We start from the raw sequence: 16,605 nt of genomic DNA, 5'->3' as shown, positions 1-16,605 counted from the left end.
AAGCAGATTCGTGATTCGAGTGGCGGGATGCCAAAAGACTAAAAGCAGATTCGGGATTCGAGTGGCGGGATGCGAAAAGACTAAACGCAGTTGCGGGATACCCGTGACTAGTGAGAAAAGATAAAAAAGATGCGAGTAAGTGGCTCTTCGTATCACTCATCTCGCATCTCGTATCTATCCGTTAGCCGATAACGCTAATCGGGATCTCAGCCAGTTGGTTGCCTTGGTTAGCAGGGTAAACGATGTATTCACCGTGATACTTCACCGCAGACTTATAGTCCGTGACTTTGTGAAGCATGAAACCCGCTTCCATCGCCGCCTGGATGAACTCGGCGTGGTTACCACGAACAAACCAGTTCATCGGCTTTACCATCAACTCACCGTCGAAAGAGTCGTCACACTGTTTGCCACACAAAGCAAAAGAGTGCTCGCCATCGGTGAAGAATTGAATCTTACCGCCAGTCGTTAGCTCATCTTCACTCGATACGCTCCAACCCATCTCGTACATTTTGTCCATAAACGCTTCAACATCACTGTCTTTTAGCGTTTTAGGCTCTTCGCCTTCAGGGAAAAAACGTCCGTAAAACGCAGAAATACGTTTAAAGGTAAAAGTTAAATCAGAGTTGTTGCCTTTTGAGCGACCCTGTTTCTGCCAGCGAACTAAGTCAGGCACAATCACGCGATCATAAGCTTGAGATTTAATCGCTTTTGTTACCCAACGAACAAGATAAAGGTTGTTCGCGATAGGTGCGTCGATCGCTTTACCAGACTTATGCAGAGCATACAGCTCGCCCAGCGCATCGTTCACTAACTTCTGAATTTCAATATAGTATTTTGACATTATGCCTTCTTTCCTAATGTCCAATATAGTAATGCTGACAGTATTGCACATGCTGCCATCATCATAGCCATTGGCCCTGCAGTGTCACTTGGTAGCATAGCAACAATTGCCCCCACTACAGAACCAGTACCAAATCTTAATGTGCCTGCAAGCGAAGAAGCTGTGCCGGCCATATTCGGGTATCCGCTTAAAAGCAGTGCCATTGAGTTACTACCAATGGTAGACAGTGTGCCGATAAACAGCATCACGAATGGCACAATACCCCACAAACCGATATCTAACATCCAACCGACTAACAGACCTAAGCCCGCAAACAGTTGAATGGTTAAACCGACTCTGAGCATAGCGTGAGAGCCCACTTTCTTAACGATTCGACCGTTGATGCTCGTCATCAAGATCATAGCAACAATATTCAAGCCGAACAGGTAGCCAAACAGATCAGGGCGAACGCCATAGATATCGATGTAAACGAATGAACCTGCCGTTAAGAACGCAAACATCCCTGAAAATGAGAATGCACCAGAGAAAATCAGGCCCATCGCCGTTGGGTTCTTACACAGTCGAGCATAGTTACGAATCGTTGTTTTAAAGCGCAATGGTTGTCGGTTTTCTGCAGGAAGCGTTTCTGGGATCTTCATCGATACCGCCAGAATCACGATCACCGCAAAAATAGCCAGAACCCAGAAAATTGAACGCCAACCGAACCACAACGCTAAGTAACCGCCAATCATCGGAGCAACCAATGGCGCAACTGTCATCACCAAAGTAACGAAAGACATGGTTCTTGCGAAATCTTCACGATCGAACATATCTCTTACCACCGCTTGGATGATAACGGCCGCCGCAGCACCAGCAAAACCTTGAGCGGTACGGATGTAAGTCAGCGCTTCAATGCCATGAGTTGTCGCACTCACCATAGAAGCGATAGCAAACAAGAACACACCAATAAGCAGTACAGGCTTGCGACCATAGCTATCCGCCAACGGGCCATGCAGCAACTGCCCCAGCGCGAAACCTGCGGTATAGGCTGTTAGCGTGATTTGTACCTCACCCGCCGTCACACCAAGATCTTTAGCAATGGTCGGCATCGCTGGCAGATACATATCAATGGCTAGCGGAGTAAGTGCACCAATCGCACCTAGAATCAAAAACAGCACTAAGCCTAATTGAGGTGTTTCTAGTTGGGAGCTTTGGCTCTGTGAGGTCGATGTTTGCATGGTTCTCCGAATGTTCAACTGATAGAGCTAGGGACTAGCGTGAGTACGCGAGTCAAAGATTGGCTGAGACTTTCCTAGTACCAGTCAACATCATCAGCCGACGCTATCCATGGTCGGCTTTACAACGAAAGGGCTATTTCCAGCAAAAGTGGTCTCTTGTTAAGAACAATTTCTTGTTAAGAGCAACTTCTAGCTAAGGACTACTTCCAGATTGAATCGACTTCTTCTTGCGTTAGGTAACGGTATTCACCTAACTCTAAAGATTCGTCCATCTCAATTTCGCCAATACGTTCACGGTGTAGTGCTTCTACCTTGTTACCAAGAGCAGCAAACATACGTTTAACTTGGTGGTATTTGCCTTCGTGAATCGTTAGCAGCACTTCACGCTCTGCACGAACTTCTAGGTGTGCAGGAAGTGTTAGGCCATCTTCGCTCTTAAGCTGGATGCCCTCTTTGAATTTTTCAACGTAATCGTCTTCAACAGGTTCAACCAACCACACACGGTACGTCTTCTCGCACTTGTGCTTTGGCGAAGTGATACGGTGAGACCACTTACCATCGTCTGTAATCAACACAAGACCTGTTGTATCAATATCTAGACGACCAGCAAAGTGCAGCTTGTCCATTTTGATTTCATCAAGTAATTCAAACGCGATACGATTTGCGCCATCTTCATGCGAACAAACAAAGCCTTCTGGCTTATAAAGCATGATGTAACGTGGGCCGTGAACATTCAGTTCATTGCCTTGCCATTCGACAACGCACTCTTCAGTTACCTTGAGTGAACCGCTTTTTTGAATGACATCATTTACTGTCACTGCCTTGGATTTTAATAAGTGTGTTGCTTCTCTTCGAGTGACGCCTAATGCATCGCACAGAAATTTATCTAAACGCATGAATACCTCAACTAATCTAAGTCGGGTATTATAGTCACCTTTGCTCAATTAGTTGAGCTATTTCACACTATTTGTTTTCCTTCTTACAAGACGCGATATGTATACACTCCGCCCGTACCAAGCTGATTCTGTAAAATCAGTGATTCATTACTTCAGAAAACACCAAACTCCGGCAGTGCTCGTGCTTCCGACAGGTGCAGGAAAAAGCCTTGTGATTGCAGAGCTAGCAAGGCTTGCGAAAGGTCGAGTTCTGGTACTCGCTCACGTTAAAGAGTTGGTCGAGCAAAACCATGAAAAGTATGAAGGTTATGGGCTAAAAGGCTCAATTTTCTCTGCGGGTTTAGGGCGAAAAGAGACAGACCAACAAGTGGTGTTTGCTTCGGTTCAATCTGTGGTTCGCAACCTCGATTCATTCTCTAACCAATTTTCACTGTTGGTTATCGACGAATGCCACCGTGTGCCAGATGAAAAGACCAGTAGCTACCAAAAAGTGATCACCCACTTGCGCGAGAATAATTCGGGCATCAAGGTGCTTGGACTGACCGCGACCCCCTATCGTCTTGGTATGGGTTGGCTTTATCAGTATCACACGCGTGGACAAGTACGATCTGAAGAGCCTAGGTTTTTCAGAGATTGTATTTTCGAGTTGCCGATTCGCTACTTGTTGGACGAAGGCTTTCTAACACCAGCACGCATGATCGATGCGCCAGTATTGAGCTATGACTTCTCACAGCTAAAACCTGCAAGTACAGGCCGCTACAAAGAAGCCGAACTCGATATGGTGATCGAGCAATCTAAACGTGCAACCCCACAAATTGTCGACCAGATCATTGAACTGGCCAAAGACAAGTTAGGGATCATGGTATTTGCTGCCACTGTTAGACACGCACAAGAGATCCTTGGCTTACTGCCCGAAGGTGAATCGTCAATCGTAATCGGCGACACACCAACTCTCGAACGTGACCAAATCATCAGTGACTTCAAAGAACGTAAAATCAAGTTCTTGGTTAACGTATCGGTATTAACCACAGGTTTTGATGCCCCTCATGTCGATTTAATCGCGATTTTGCGCCCGACAGAGTCCATCAGTTTGTATCAACAAATCGTTGGCCGAGGCTTACGCCTATCTCCGGGTAAAAAAGAGTGTTTGGTGCTCGACTATGCTGGCAACAGTTACGATCTTTACCAACCTGAAGTGGGCGATCCTAAACCCGACTCAGACAGTGAAATCATCACCATCCCCTGCCCAGCATGCGGCTTCAACAATAACTTCTGGGGCAAGCTAGACAGCAATGGCTTCTTGCTCGAGCATTTTGGCCGTAAATGCCAAGGCTACTTTACCGATGAAGACACGGGCGAACGCGAACACTGTAATTATCGCTTCCGAGCCAAATACTGCGGTGAATGCGGCGCTGACAACGACATTGCCGCGCGCATTTGTCATGAGTGTGATGCCACCTTGGTCGACCCAGATAAAAAGCTAAAAGAAGCACTGAACCTAAAAGATGCCTTGGTATTTGAATGCTTGGAAATGGACCTCAACGTGCTTAAAGACGAGAAAGGTAAATCACAACTTAAGGTCACCTATCGCGGAGAAAACCAAGCGCAAGTGCATGAGTTTTGGTCATTAACCAGCAAAAAGCAGAAGCAGAACTTCAAAGACCAGTTTGTTCGCCCTCACCTTGCAGACAGACATCGCCCTTTCGAAGAAGCCTCACCGACGAAAGTGGTTGCTCACCAACATAGATTCCGCCCACCTCAATTCGTGATTGCCCGTAAAGTCGGACGCTTTTGGAAAATGAGAGACAAGATATTCGAAGACGAACTACAGCAGCGTTAAGGTTAAGAATAAAAGTAAGTCTTACGTTCTTAACACTCGGCAATTAATCTTATGTATTAAAGCCTGCGCCATTTAAGCGTTAAGTTTTTCGGTATCAAATTCTCATTATTAATCAGGTTCACTTTCTGTTCAGAATTACTTTTTTATACTGAACGCTATCAACCTTCTCTAGGATTCGCTATGTTTAGTAAAGTTATGATTTCTATGTTTTCTTTAAGCTTAGGCTTATGTGTCGCCGCTAGTGCGTGGGCTGACTCAGATCATAACGGTCATGATCTTGTACAAGATGTCCATAAAGCGGGAACCCGTATCGAATTTGAAGAAGATCAAGACGAAGTCTACGAAGCTGTACGCGAAGGCTATATTCGCCCTTTCTCAGAAATGTATGCGGCCGTTGAAAACGATCTTCATGGCAGAATCATTAAAGTAGAGCTAGAAGAAGATGACGACATTTGGGTGTATGAACTAAAAATCAATTACCAAAACAACATCATCAAAGTCGAATACAACGCCGAGACGTTAGAGATGCTCATGATTAAAGGCCGAAACTTTAAAGACGCAATTAAACACGGCGAATAATTCAGAGCCGCAACTTTACATTAATCACGACGAGCAATTAAGCACAACGAACAGTCATTACAAGAATTAAGAAGAACAATTATGAAAATTTTAGTCGTTGAAGACGAACCTCGCTTGGGCCAACAAATTCTAGAAACCCTTGAGGGAGCCGACTGGGTTCCAGAACTTTCTCAAGACGGTATCGACGCACTCTACCGTGCAACATCAGAAGAGTGGGATGCTATTGTTCTCGATTTAGGTCTACCTAAGCTTGACGGCCTAACGGTATTAAAAGGCATTCGAGACGAAAACATCAACACGCCAGTGATTATCTTAAGTGCTCGTGACACGCTAACTCAACGTGTTGAGGGCTTGAACGCCGGTGCTGATGACTACCTAACTAAGCCATTTGAGATGGTCGAGCTGATTGCCCGTATCCGAGCTCAACTGCGCCGAGCATCAGGCAGTGCTGCTCCGATACTTCAAATCGGTGATCTAAGCCTAGACACACGCAGTTCTAAAGTGTTGTGGCAAGGTCAAGCAGTTAGCCTCACGGCGCTGGAATATAAAGTTGTCGCGTACTTCATGCATAACCAAAACAAGGTTATCTCGCGCACTGAGTTGGTTGAGCATATCTACAAGCAAGACTTCGACCGAGACTCAAACACGGTTGAAGTGTTCATCGGTCGTATTCGTAAGAAAATCGCACCAAAGATCATCAAAACCGTTCGTGGCCTTGGCTACCAACTGAATGCTGAATAGCTCAGTCGTCAATCACGCCAAGAGCAACCATTAATTAAGTGGACAGCCTGTTCTGATCATCGCAATACGATAAGTTACGATGAGCAAAGGCAGGTTGGAAATGCATGAATCTAAAGAAACGAACACTTAAAAACATCAGTTTAAAAAGCCGCTTGCTCCTTGCTGCGGCTTTTTGGCTAGGTGCGATGATATTAGCGGCTGGTGTCGGGATTCCGAAACTGGTTAACGACTACCTCGTCGATGACATGAAGCAGCAGCTTGGCTTAACCATGGATGAGTTAACCGCCAATATCGAAACCAATGACAGTGGTAACCTGATCATGGCAGAGCGTCTGTCTGATCCTAGGTTCAACCAGCCCTACAGTGGTATTTATTGGCGCGCCGCTACCCAAGAGCAGATCATTCGATCTCGCTCGCTATGGGATAAAGACCTCACCATCAAGCGTTCACCGATTCACACATCAGTCAAAGGGCCAGAGAAAGAAAAGCTGATTTACATCGAGCAAGATATCTACCTGCCTGAACTGAGCGACCCTGTCACGATCACCATTGGTATTGATGAAGATCCATTAGAATCCACACTGACAGAGCTTACTGGTCAAGTCTGGTTGATCCTAATGTTGCTGTTTGTTGGCGTGCTGATGTTGATCGGTATTCAAGTCAGTTGGTCGTTATTACCGCTCAGCAAGATGCAACGCGAACTGGTAATGCTAAGAAACGGCGAGCAACAAGGGTTAAGCGATAACTACCCGAAAGAGGTTTCTCCATTAGTCTCTGACCTCAATGCCCTGCTCTTTCACTATCAAGAGTTATTAGAACGAGCTCGTAACCACGCGGGTAACTTATCTCATGCGTTGAAAACACCGCTTTCAGTTCTAAAAAATGAGATAGAGCGACTTCCAGAGGATGACAAGGCACTGCTGCAACAGCCCATTCATCAGATTCAAAGCCAAATTGATTATCACCTTGGCCGCGCTCGTATGGCAGGTGCAATGAACATTCTTTCGGTGAAGTCTTCACCTTGTGAGCGTGTCGAAGCTATCTCAATGGCGTTTGATAAAGTCTACGCTGCCAATGAAGTCACCATGATTAACGAGCTAGACTCTGAGATTGAAGTGGCAGTAGAAAAAACCGACCTTGATGAAATGGTCGGCAACCTACTCGAGAACAGTTACAAGTGGGCGGGCAGCATTATTCGCGTCCATGCAAATGAACTCGACGATGGCAACATAGAGTTGGTGATTGAAGATGATGGCCAAGGCATTCCTGAAGAGAAGCTTGAGCAAGTGACCAAACGTGGCGTCCGACTTGATGAAACCACACCAGGAACAGGCTTAGGGCTTAATATCGTAAATGAAATGGCACACAGTTACCGAGGCAGCCTAACGCTCAGCAAGAGCTCAATGGGCGGCTTAAAAGCTTCTCTGGTGCTTAAAGTAAGTAAAGGCTGAACAAGCTAAGTAAAAGTGAAACCAATAAGCCCTAGCGTAATGTTAGGGCTTAGTTTTATCTCGGTTCAACGAAACACTGCTCACTTCAACATAATTAGCCCATCGAATGTAGCCCAATCATATTGCCTTCTGTATCGCTAACTACACTAATAAAACCATGCTCACCAATGTCCATTTTTGGCACTTGTAACCTGCCGCCATTGGCCTCAGCCAAACTTGCTTCTGTCGCACAGTCTTCACAAGAGAAGTAAACCATGGTGCTGTTGCCTCCCGCTTTTACATCGGACATCTTACATAAAGCACCTGTGGCACCGTAACTCTCCATTTCGCAAGGGAATACCCACATCTCAACATCGATTCCCGTTTCATTGTTCAACTTTTCCAGCGTCACTTTAAATACTGACTCGTAGAAAGCTTTTGCTCTCGACATATCATCAACATAAATTTCAAACCAACCAATCGGATTCATTTGCATAACGTTGTCCTTAGCTTTCGCCGCTTACTCGCCCTTAATGAGCATAGTCAAAGTAGAACAAGTTATAGCCGAGGCATTACGTGAGAGAAGGTGATGTTTGGATAAACATGGCAAGCAGATAGTGCAAAGCCTTGTTTGATTGAGAGTTCAAACAAGGCTTGAGTTTGTTGATATCTAAGAAAAACCAGAGCACTACGAAGAAAGGTTTCGTTGATTCGACCTTATATATCACTCTGGATATCGTTCACCGCGACATCTAAAGTTTGTGAATTATCACTCAGGGTCGTTGCTCCAATCATTAATACCCGACCATCAGTGTAATAGTCATGATCTTCATTGATCACTTCCACCGTTGCCAATGGGTACTTATCTAACTCGATGTCTGGTAGTAACGTCCGTATCTGATTAGCGAGCCGATCTCGCTCTTCATCAACATTAGGGTCAATGTTATGAAGGACGGTCACAATGCCAGAGTAAGGGGTGACCTTAAGGCCATCATCATAGCTAATTGCACCTAACCACTGAGGTTGGTTAGTTTTAATATCAACACCTGCGCGCCACCAGCGAATATGGCTGCGCTTCATCAGGTTACCCGGCAATTGAAAAGCCATATCTTGCGGCTTGTCTCGCCAATATAAATCAGACACTGGCGGCGTTTTTTCTCTAAGCAATGCGAGATAACCAGCCCATTCAATTTCATTTCGAGAGAAGGTTTGATTCTCTATCCAGCCTAATTGTTTCATTAAGTCTCTTGGGGTTACTCCAACATAAATGACGTTGATCGCTTGCGCCGAGTAGAACGAAGATTTACCGGGGAACGCTTTATAGGTAACCGAGTTCCAGTCTACTTTGTTTATTTGAGCCGTCTCTTGTTGATTCTGAAAATCATCCGCTTTCCAGAAAAAGTGAGCGTAGTTCGCAAACAATACCCACGCCAACAACAGCGCACTAGACTTAAGTACTAAGCATCGCCACTTCATTCGGTAACCGATAATGGTGAAGACTAATACCGCGAACACACCAACGATCAAGCTATTATGCTCCGAGATAAATATCTTAAGGCTATTAAGCCACGGGAAGTTTTCAACGCCGTGCGCCAGTAACATGCCCCAAGCAATGAACTGCCCTCCACCAAGGGCCAATCCGATAAACGCCAACACACTAAAATTACGCCACGGTACACGATGCGAGCCAGCTATAAATGGCACAACCCAAGCGATAGGCCCTAATAAACGAGCAAAAAGAATGATGTATGTGCCTTTTCGAGCAACCAGATAGCGGCAGCGCGCAATTAATCTTTTGGTTTTAGGGCGAAACTTAATGAGCCTTCGTTGCACCTTAACACCGTATTTATAACCAATGAAATAACTGAGTTGATCACCAAGCAAACCACCTAGCATCACCAAAACCAACGCCATCCATGCACCTGAATACAGTTGAAAGCCCGCTGCGATAAAGAACGGCTCTCCCGGTACAAATAGGTTTGGGCCAATGAGAGCATCACCCAATGCTCCCAGAAACAACCCTAGTCCATCAAACATAACAACCTCAACGCTTACTGTTCTTTGTAGTGACCAAACTTGTAGTTCATCTCGTTATTACGCATTTCTCCTTTAAAGAAGCGTCTTACATTGGCTTTAAGATAAGTAGAGCCTGTCTTCACAACGCCATCTTGGTCTAAGCGACGTGGGTCAAAACCAAAAGTCATATTTAGGAATCTAAATCGCCATGTTTTGCTCGCACGTTTTACGTAGTCACAATCTTCACACAGGACGATCTCTTCATCAAAACCGCCGATCTCATCATGCGCCCGTTTAGTCGAGAAAATACATGCGCCAATCGCCGTCGGGAAAAAGAACTGAGTAGTAAACAAGCCTGCGTTAAATAGCCCGTAACCAAACTTGTGTACAAGCGGCAAACCTTTCGAGCTCATGTACACACCCGCCACTTCAAGCTTCTTCTCTTCTAGTTCATAAAGCGCTTTCGCAAGGAAGTTTCGAGGCAAGCTCACGTCAGCATCTAAGAAAAGGATTCGGTTGTATTGCGCCAATGAAGCACCCGTGTTTCGGCCAAGGCTCACACCACGGTTTTCCATGTGATGCACCGTTAATTTTGGCAACGCGTTTTCATAAGCTTGCGCCACTTCTCTGGTGTTATCTTCACTGTTCGAGTCGACAACAATCACTTCAAACTCTTGGTGGGTTTGCACGCTCAACTCTTCCATTAAGCGGCTAATGCGTTTCTCTTCGTTTAGCGTAATTACGACAATGCTTACCGGTTTCATATTTTCACCTATTCATTCTGCTGTTTAATTAACACTAAGATTAACGAACTAAGACTTAACCAAGTCTTAGGCAAACATTCATTTTCCGTTCATTAACTTGATGATTTAGCAGTGATATAAATAGATAAGGATTGCGATGTAAAAGGGAGTAAAATGCGCTAAACAAGCGTTAGCGAACGTTTTATCTCCAAACGAACCACTTATCGAAGGAAATTCACTTTGAGATGGGCTTCTGACTTGCTCATATTGGAATGTGATGTTAGTATCCGCGCTCGCTTAAGCATGAACTTTTATGTTTAAGCATTACCACACACTCAAGGTCGCATTGAGGTGTGAAGTTAATTTTTACTAATTTGAGAGTAAAACTATGAAATTTGAAGCAGTAGTACGTACTGAACTAGGTAAAGGTGCGAGCCGCCGCCTACGTCACGCTGGTAAATTCCCAGCTGTAATCTACGGTGGCGAAGCTGAAGCTGTAGCTATCGAACTTGTTCACGCTGACGTGATCAACCAAATGGACAAGCCTGAATTCTACGAAGCAATCACTCTACTGATTGACGGCGCAGAAGTTAAGGTTAAGCCACAAGACGTTCAACGTCACGCGTTCAAGCCAAAAGTTGAGCACATGGACTTCATCCGCATCTAATTCCCTACCAAGGAATAAGATTGGATTAATCCAGCCTTCTGCATAGAAAAGATAATCGATCTTACCAGTCGAGAAATCTAGAAATTCGAAACCCCGATGCTACCAACATCGGGGTTTCACCGTTTTTGAGCCCTCAAAAACGTCGTAAATCTCGCTCAATACACTGAAAATAATCAACTTTCCCCTTCCCCACTTTATCTCAGCTTTGCTTGGGTGGACGAAAGGTGGACTTATACAGTAGTTTTTCTTGTTTAAAATGCTAGGCATATTTCTAACCAAATTTAACTATAGGAAAAACTGTCTAAGTCGTTTCTGGACAAACATCAGCCTCAGAAAATCGAACATTAGCAATTTATGAATAACTACAGGTATGGAAAGTCATTAATAATGAGCAAGTAAAGAACAAGCACCTTCAGTTATGTTGCGGCATATTGCCCACTCTTTAGATAACAAAAAGTCGCTCTTGTTGAGCGACTTTTTTCAGAAAGTGAAAAGACAATAATCACAACTCTCTAACTAACTTCGTAAGTTGAGCCAAACTTGGCAGTGCCGTCATAGCACCTTTTTGCGTCGTCGCAAGTGCGCCACAGCCGTTACCCCAGTGCACCGCAGCTTCAACCTGACTCCAAGAACACCAGTCCGTATTCTGAGACAGCTTGGCTAGCAAGCCTCCAACGAATGCATCACCAGCACCTGTTGTATCAATAACTTGTTCAACTTTAGTGCCCTCAATCACTCGACGTTCACCATTGTAAACCGCCAACGCACCACGAGCGCCTAGCGTCACGATGATCAGCTTGTTAGGCGCCGCATTTAATGCATCTAAAGCCGTATCGAGGGTATCAGTGTCTGTCAGGAACGTCAGTTCTTCTTCAGAAAACTTCACTACGTCTGCCAGATTGACCGCATTCATCACCACTTCTTGGATCTGAGATGGGTCTGACCATACCTCATCTCTTAGATTAGGGTCAAAGCTGATGAAGCCGCCTGCTGATTTCATTCGCTTCATCGCTTCAAGCGTTGCGCTGCGTGATGGCTCGTTAGCCAAAGCGATAGAACAGCTGTGCATCCATTGCCCAGATGCAAATGTTGGGATGTCTTCGACGCTGAAAAATTGGTCGGCGCTTGGCTTAACCATAAAGGTAAAGCTGCGTTCACCATCATCATCTAAGTCGACAATCACTGTAGATGTTCGCTGAGCTTCATCCAGAAGCATGTCATCGGTATTCACCTTCTCATCCGTTAGGGTTTGCTTCATAAAGCGCCCTAGCGGATCTTGCCCAACTCGACCAAAGAAAGCTGTATCACCACCCAATCGAGAGATGGCCACAGCAACGTTTGCTGGTGCGCCACCAGGGCATTTTAAATAACGAGCCTCGCCATCTGGAATCAAATCCACAACAGCATCCCCAGTTACCCAAACCTTGTTCATATCACTTTGCCTCTAGTAACGACGTTTAAATTAGAATTCGTAGAACAGACGTACACGAGCACCGAAATCGTCTTCTTCAGCAAAGGCGGATGCATCCGATTGTTGGTCTAGTTTGTTATCAACCATCGTGTAGTATGTACCTAGAAGAATTGAAAAGTCTTGTACTTCAAGTACATCACGGAATGCGTAAGATGCATACCATGTTGACACATTTACGTTTCCTTCAGCCCAAGAAGAAAACTTTTTGTTTTCATACTCATTTGTAGCGTGAATATAACCTAAGCCAAAGTTGTTCCAAAGTGCATTAACACCGGCTGTTAGGTTATTTTCGTCTACAGCATCTAGGTAAGCAACGTTCGCATTGACACTCCAATCGCCGCTGCTCCAGTTACCGGTTAGTGCATAACCTGTACGATCTGAGATATCTACACCATCAGCTACAATCGCGTCTGAAACTAAGTTGGTTTCCACCGAAGCGGCTACCGTAAAATCACCCATTTGATAAGCGACAACTGGACGAACGAAAAATGAATCTTTGCTCGATTCGATCTCTTTACCGTGGTATTTGCCGTTAAGACCGCCATCGAACAAATTAGAGCGGTCACCTAGCATCGCACCTACTTCAACATATAAGTTACCAAAGGTTTGGCTATACATGATTTGACCGTCTGAACCGCGACCACGCACTTCTTTTGCTTGGTACGTATAGGCTGATCCGTCTGAATACAGGTCGTTAGCTGTATCACCTGAGTACTCTAGGAATACATCAAGACCAACAGGGAACATATCGTAAGCTTCAAAACGACCTGCTTTAATTGCCCAGCCGTTTTTTTCTCCAAACTCAAAGTACGCATCATCCAGTGCAATATTGCCTGTGCTCTCAAACAAAGGTTGTGCTTTAACCCCCACATAGTGACCGTTGCTCGTGTACTTTTCGCCAACAAATTCAATTAGAACGCGGCCGTCTTGGTTAAATTCGCTGTCATTATTATCGTGTGATTCACGGTCTTGGTAGTTGAAGTTCAACTCCACGTTACCGCCAACAGAGAAGTTACCTTCTTCCGTATCAACAATGCTGATTCCAGCGTTCGCTGTCATTGCAGCCATTACTGAAGCCGCAGCGAGCGACATTTTTAGTGTATTTTTCATGCTAAACCCTATATTTTGGCAATAAGAGGCCCTCCCCGACGAGGGCCTTATTTTTTGTTTTGGAATAATTTATTGGTGGCTAGCGAGCAGCCTGTATCGCAGACATGTAATGCAGTGCGCCAGTCGCATTATTGAGCGCGACCAGAGACAGCTCATCGATGAAGATGCGAGAGGTGAACACTGTCTTGCCGTTGTCAGCAAAAATTTCCATCGCTGAGTTATCGACAAAGATGCGAATAGTTTGTGCTTGCTCTAGGCGCTGTGCATAACGAACCGTGCCGTATGCTTCCGCGTGCAGATGTGAAACGTGAGAGCGGTCCAGAATCAGCTCATCGCGATCACCTTGGAACACCATCTGCTCACCTTTCTGGTTAGCCAGAGTCAGAGTGAAAGACTCATCCACATTCAGTTCTAACTCAAACGAACGTGACGTTAATTCCACCGGTGTAGAGCCTTCAACATCCACTAAGTTTTGACGCAGCGCTTCAAGCTCTTTCAGTGGTGTCTGAATTAGGTAGCTACCATCAATCGTCAACTCACGTGGCAGAGTCAACATGTGTGCCCAGCCATTCTTATCGGTTGGGTAGTCACTTTTTGAGTTGCCCAGCCAGCCAATAAGGATGCGACGTTGTTGGTCATCCAGATAAGTTTGTGGCGCGTAGAAATCGAAGCCTTTGTCAAGCTCATGGTAGCCTTGGTTGTTGAAGACTTTTGATTCAAAATCAATACGTTCACCGACCATGTAAACCACTGAGAAGACGTTCTTAAGATCATACTTATTATCTGAGCTCACGCCTTGAGGTGAGAAGATATAAACCCCGTTTTCATCGGTTTCATAGTAATTAGGACACTCCCACATATAGCCAAAGTCTTCGAGACCCACATCGATGTCACCCATATGGTGGTAATCATCAATATCGTTGCCGTGATAATAAGCCAGCGTGCCCTTTTCGTTGTGATCTTGAGCGCCAATCAACATGTGATAATCGTTGTCACGACAAACCAGCACTGGGTCACGAATCTCTGCAGTGTAGGCATTTGGATCGAAATCCACGACTACGCCTTTCTTTTCCACGTTACCTTGCTTGTCCATAATCGCGAGAACTTGAGTCGGATGACGTTGATCATTCTCCTTTTTCAAGTTCGCCGTGTAGAAAATGTACAACTGGTCATCGTGTGGTACACCAACACCGGTATAACAACCATGATGGTCGTAATCTTGGTCTGGGTACAACGCGATACCGCGGTCAGTAAAGTTCACGAAATCTTTGGTCGATACGTGGTACCAGTGCTTCAAACCGTGCACTGGACCAAGCGGGAACCACTGGTAAAAAATATGGTGCTCGCCATTGAAGTAACTCAAACCATTCGGGTCATTCAACAGGCCGTGCTTTGGTGCAATATGGTAGCTCGGGTAAAACGGGTCTGTTTGTGTTTTGTGTTCAATATCCGCCAAATACTCCTCGCTCACCTCGTGAATTCGGACAAAGCGGTTTTGACGATTAGAAAAATCCATAACAACTCCAAGAAAAAGATATTCACTCAAATAGGTGGTGAAAAATTATTTAGGCTCTTTGTAAAGCAGCTTTGTTAATGCGAAAGCCGAAGCCGCACCCACCAACATAACAAGCACATACATTCCTAGACCGCCGCCAAGATAAAGCAGAACACCCGGTAACATAGTTGCGCCCGTACCCGCAGAGCCAATACCCGCAATCGCGCCCAAACAGCCACCTAATGCACCGCCAATACAGCCATACAAGAAAGGTTTTACGCGAGGCAGAGTAATCGCAAACATCGCTGGTTCAGTGATACCAAACAGAGCTGGCAACGCTGCACCAAACATACCAGTACGCTTTACTTTGTCTGTCTGCATCGACATAACCGCCATTGCCGCACCAAACTGGCCTGCAATTGCAGCAGTACCCAATGGGTTGATGTAGTCAAAGCCTGTATCTGTCACCATTGCGATAGTGATAGGCACGATGGTGTGGTGCATACCTGTTACCGCCATGAATTGAATTGCGCCTCCGTAAATCAAGCCACCAATGCCGTATGGGATTTGTAAGAAGTAGAGAACGGCTTCGGTAATGAGTTTTTCAATGCCGAGTAGGATTGGACCAACGAACACCAAGCCAGCAATCAAAGAGACCAACAACGTAATAAATGGTGTCAGAATCAAATCCAGAACTTCAGGGATGTGTTTGCGTGATGTGCGCTCAACTAAGGCAGCAAACCACCCCATAAACACCGCAGGAAGAATCGAGCTTTGTAAACCAGTCACCGCAATTTCGAAACCCATGAATGGAATCATCATCGCTTCGGCGTTACCAAAGGCGACATCCCATTTATTGGCGAGTTGCGGTGCCACCAGCATCAAGCCCAATACAATACCGAGCACTGGGTTACCACCAAACACGCGCATGGCAGACCATGTCACCAATACTGGAATAAAGATGAAGGCAGTATCGGTTAAAACTTGAGACAACGTATTTAACTGTGGCGACAGTTCAATACCGAAGCCGTTAACCAACAGCCCACGCAAGCCCATAAGTAAGCCAGTTGCAACCAACGCTGGGATGATGGCAACAAAGATGTCAGAGAAAGTACGTGTTACTGTTTGGAACGTGCTGACTTTGTCTTTTTTCTCTTCAGTTTGTGGGGCTTCTTCAATGGCTTCATTGCCTTTCATAATGGCAAAAACCTTACCCACAAATCCGGTACCCAAGATCACTTGGTGCTGACCATTTTGGAAGAAGTACCCGTGTACACCTTCTGTTGCGCTGAGTCCTTCAGCATCGACTTGTTCATCGTCCTTGGCCACAACACGCAGTCGTGTTGCACAGTGATTCAGTTGTGCGATATTGCCCTCACCTCCCAGCAAGGCCATAACTCTATTCGCTACAACTTTCGCATCTCGCGCCATAATTTTCGTCTCCAAAGAGTGCAAAGAAATACAGGTTGTGTTTTTCACTGTCGTTTTTTTGTTATTCGTCACACTTGTTATTTATTGGAAATGCATAAGATTGCTTACATTCAAAACCTATAGATAAA

Annotated in this window: 15 protein-coding genes; 5 read left to right on the top strand and 10 right to left on the bottom strand. The window is 45.3% G+C overall.

Features of this window, described 5'->3' with window-relative positions:
* Positions 1-181: 181 nt before the first annotated feature.
* From AB4161_RS07405 to rsuA, 3 genes are all read right to left on the bottom strand, one after another.
* Positions 182-841, bottom strand: coding sequence for a DUF2913 family protein (locus tag AB4161_RS07405; RefSeq protein ID WP_017060382.1), 660 nt, complete (start codon positions 839-841; stop codon positions 182-184).
* Positions 841-2,058 (bottom strand): Bcr/CflA family multidrug efflux MFS transporter, encoded by a 1,218-nt coding sequence (locus AB4161_RS07400; RefSeq protein ID WP_017060381.1) that lies wholly within the window; start codon positions 2,056-2,058, stop codon positions 841-843. The genes AB4161_RS07405 and AB4161_RS07400 overlap by 1 nt, the downstream gene beginning before the upstream one ends.
* A 200-nt stretch (positions 2,059-2,258) precedes the next feature.
* Positions 2,259-2,954 (bottom strand): 16S rRNA pseudouridine(516) synthase RsuA, encoded by a 696-nt coding sequence (gene rsuA, locus AB4161_RS07395; protein ID WP_017060380.1) that lies wholly within the window; start codon positions 2,952-2,954, stop codon positions 2,259-2,261.
* A 97-nt stretch (positions 2,955-3,051) separates the two neighbouring features.
* On the opposite strand from rsuA, the gene AB4161_RS07390 reads away from it, so the two are divergent.
* The 4 genes from AB4161_RS07390 (at position 3,052) to AB4161_RS07375 (ending at position 7,565) form a co-directional block, all read left to right on the top strand.
* On the top strand, positions 3,052-4,794 hold the full coding sequence (locus AB4161_RS07390; protein ID WP_372083103.1) for a DEAD/DEAH box helicase: 1,743 nt from the start codon (positions 3,052-3,054) through the stop codon (positions 4,792-4,794).
* Positions 4,795-4,974: 180 nt separating this feature from the next.
* A complete protein-coding gene (locus AB4161_RS07385) occupies positions 4,975-5,373 on the top strand; it encodes a PepSY domain-containing protein (RefSeq protein WP_004734667.1) in 399 nt (132 codons plus the stop codon).
* A gap of 81 nt (positions 5,374-5,454) precedes the next feature.
* Positions 5,455-6,114, top strand: coding sequence for a response regulator transcription factor (locus tag AB4161_RS07380; RefSeq protein WP_004734666.1), 660 nt, complete (start codon positions 5,455-5,457; stop codon positions 6,112-6,114).
* A gap of 104 nt (positions 6,115-6,218) precedes the next feature.
* On the top strand, positions 6,219-7,565 hold the full coding sequence (locus tag AB4161_RS07375) for an ATP-binding protein (protein ID WP_017068035.1): 1,347 nt from the start codon (positions 6,219-6,221) through the stop codon (positions 7,563-7,565).
* Between the two features lie 94 nt (positions 7,566-7,659).
* Here AB4161_RS07375 and AB4161_RS07370 read toward each other — a convergent pair whose 3' ends face one another.
* From AB4161_RS07370 to AB4161_RS07360, 3 genes are all read right to left on the bottom strand, one after another.
* On the bottom strand, positions 7,660-8,040 hold the full coding sequence (locus tag AB4161_RS07370) for a VOC family protein (protein ID WP_372083102.1): 381 nt from the start codon (positions 8,038-8,040) through the stop codon (positions 7,660-7,662).
* A 221-nt stretch (positions 8,041-8,261) separates the two neighbouring features.
* Positions 8,262-9,581: an LssY C-terminal domain-containing protein gene (locus AB4161_RS07365; protein ID WP_372083101.1), complete on the bottom strand. Its 1,320-nt coding sequence runs from the start codon at positions 9,579-9,581 to the stop codon at positions 8,262-8,264.
* Between the two features lie 14 nt (positions 9,582-9,595).
* Positions 9,596-10,324, bottom strand: coding sequence for a glycosyltransferase (locus AB4161_RS07360; protein WP_017070601.1), 729 nt, complete (start codon positions 10,322-10,324; stop codon positions 9,596-9,598).
* 367 nt (positions 10,325-10,691) lie between these two features.
* Between AB4161_RS07360 and rplY the strand changes: the two genes are divergently transcribed.
* Entirely contained in the window at positions 10,692-10,970 is a 279-nt protein-coding gene (gene rplY, locus AB4161_RS07355; protein ID WP_017060373.1) for a 50S ribosomal protein L25, read from the top strand.
* 502 nt (positions 10,971-11,472) lie between these two features.
* Here the strand turns inward: rplY and AB4161_RS07350 are convergent.
* The 4 genes from AB4161_RS07350 to AB4161_RS07335 all read right to left on the bottom strand — a co-directional run bounded on the left by AB4161_RS07350 (position 11,473) and on the right by AB4161_RS07335 (position 16,477).
* Complete coding sequence (locus AB4161_RS07350) at positions 11,473-12,402, bottom strand: aminoimidazole riboside kinase (RefSeq protein WP_372083100.1); 930 nt, start codon at positions 12,400-12,402, stop codon at positions 11,473-11,475.
* Between the two features lie 30 nt (positions 12,403-12,432).
* Positions 12,433-13,551 (bottom strand): carbohydrate porin, encoded by a 1,119-nt coding sequence (locus tag AB4161_RS07345; RefSeq protein WP_372083099.1) that lies wholly within the window; start codon positions 13,549-13,551, stop codon positions 12,433-12,435.
* Between the two features lie 79 nt (positions 13,552-13,630).
* Positions 13,631-15,067: a sucrose-6-phosphate hydrolase gene (locus AB4161_RS07340; RefSeq protein WP_372083098.1), complete on the bottom strand. Its 1,437-nt coding sequence runs from the start codon at positions 15,065-15,067 to the stop codon at positions 13,631-13,633.
* 45 nt (positions 15,068-15,112) lie between these two features.
* Positions 15,113-16,477, bottom strand: coding sequence for a PTS transporter subunit EIIC (locus AB4161_RS07335; RefSeq protein WP_372083097.1), 1,365 nt, complete (start codon positions 16,475-16,477; stop codon positions 15,113-15,115).
* Between the last annotated feature and the right edge of the window lie 128 nt (positions 16,478-16,605).

This window comes from Vibrio sp. 10N.286.51.E5, from assembly GCF_041469125.1.
In the GTDB taxonomy this organism is placed as follows: domain Bacteria; phylum Pseudomonadota; class Gammaproteobacteria; order Enterobacterales; family Vibrionaceae; genus Vibrio; species Vibrio crassostreae_C.
This window is presented reverse-complemented; position numbering and strand designations above follow the sequence as displayed.

Coding starts and splice junctions, on each gene's coding strand:
- AB4161_RS07405 (WP_017060382.1), bottom strand. CDS start 841: ATGTCAAAATACTATATTGAAATTCAGAAGTTAGTGAACGATGCGCTG.
- AB4161_RS07400 (WP_017060381.1), bottom strand. CDS start 2,058: ATGCAAACATCGACCTCACAGAGCCAAAGCTCCCAACTAGAAACACCT.
- rsuA (WP_017060380.1), bottom strand. CDS start 2,954: ATGCGTTTAGATAAATTTCTGTGCGATGCATTAGGCGTCACTCGAAGA.
- AB4161_RS07390 (WP_372083103.1), top strand. CDS start 3,052: ATGTATACACTCCGCCCGTACCAAGCTGATTCTGTAAAATCAGTGATT.
- AB4161_RS07385 (WP_004734667.1), top strand. CDS start 4,975: ATGTTTAGTAAAGTTATGATTTCTATGTTTTCTTTAAGCTTAGGCTTA.
- AB4161_RS07380 (WP_004734666.1), top strand. CDS start 5,455: ATGAAAATTTTAGTCGTTGAAGACGAACCTCGCTTGGGCCAACAAATT.
- AB4161_RS07375 (WP_017068035.1), top strand. CDS start 6,219: ATGAATCTAAAGAAACGAACACTTAAAAACATCAGTTTAAAAAGCCGC.
- AB4161_RS07370 (WP_372083102.1), bottom strand. CDS start 8,040: ATGCAAATGAATCCGATTGGTTGGTTTGAAATTTATGTTGATGATATG.
- AB4161_RS07365 (WP_372083101.1), bottom strand. CDS start 9,581: ATGTTTGATGGACTAGGGTTGTTTCTGGGAGCATTGGGTGATGCTCTC.
- AB4161_RS07360 (WP_017070601.1), bottom strand. CDS start 10,324: ATGAAACCGGTAAGCATTGTCGTAATTACGCTAAACGAAGAGAAACGC.
- rplY (WP_017060373.1), top strand. CDS start 10,692: ATGAAATTTGAAGCAGTAGTACGTACTGAACTAGGTAAAGGTGCGAGC.
- AB4161_RS07350 (WP_372083100.1), bottom strand. CDS start 12,402: ATGAACAAGGTTTGGGTAACTGGGGATGCTGTTGTGGATTTGATTCCA.
- AB4161_RS07345 (WP_372083099.1), bottom strand. CDS start 13,551: ATGAAAAATACACTAAAAATGTCGCTCGCTGCGGCTTCAGTAATGGCT.
- AB4161_RS07340 (WP_372083098.1), bottom strand. CDS start 15,067: ATGGATTTTTCTAATCGTCAAAACCGCTTTGTCCGAATTCACGAGGTG.
- AB4161_RS07335 (WP_372083097.1), bottom strand. CDS start 16,477: ATGGCGCGAGATGCGAAAGTTGTAGCGAATAGAGTTATGGCCTTGCTG.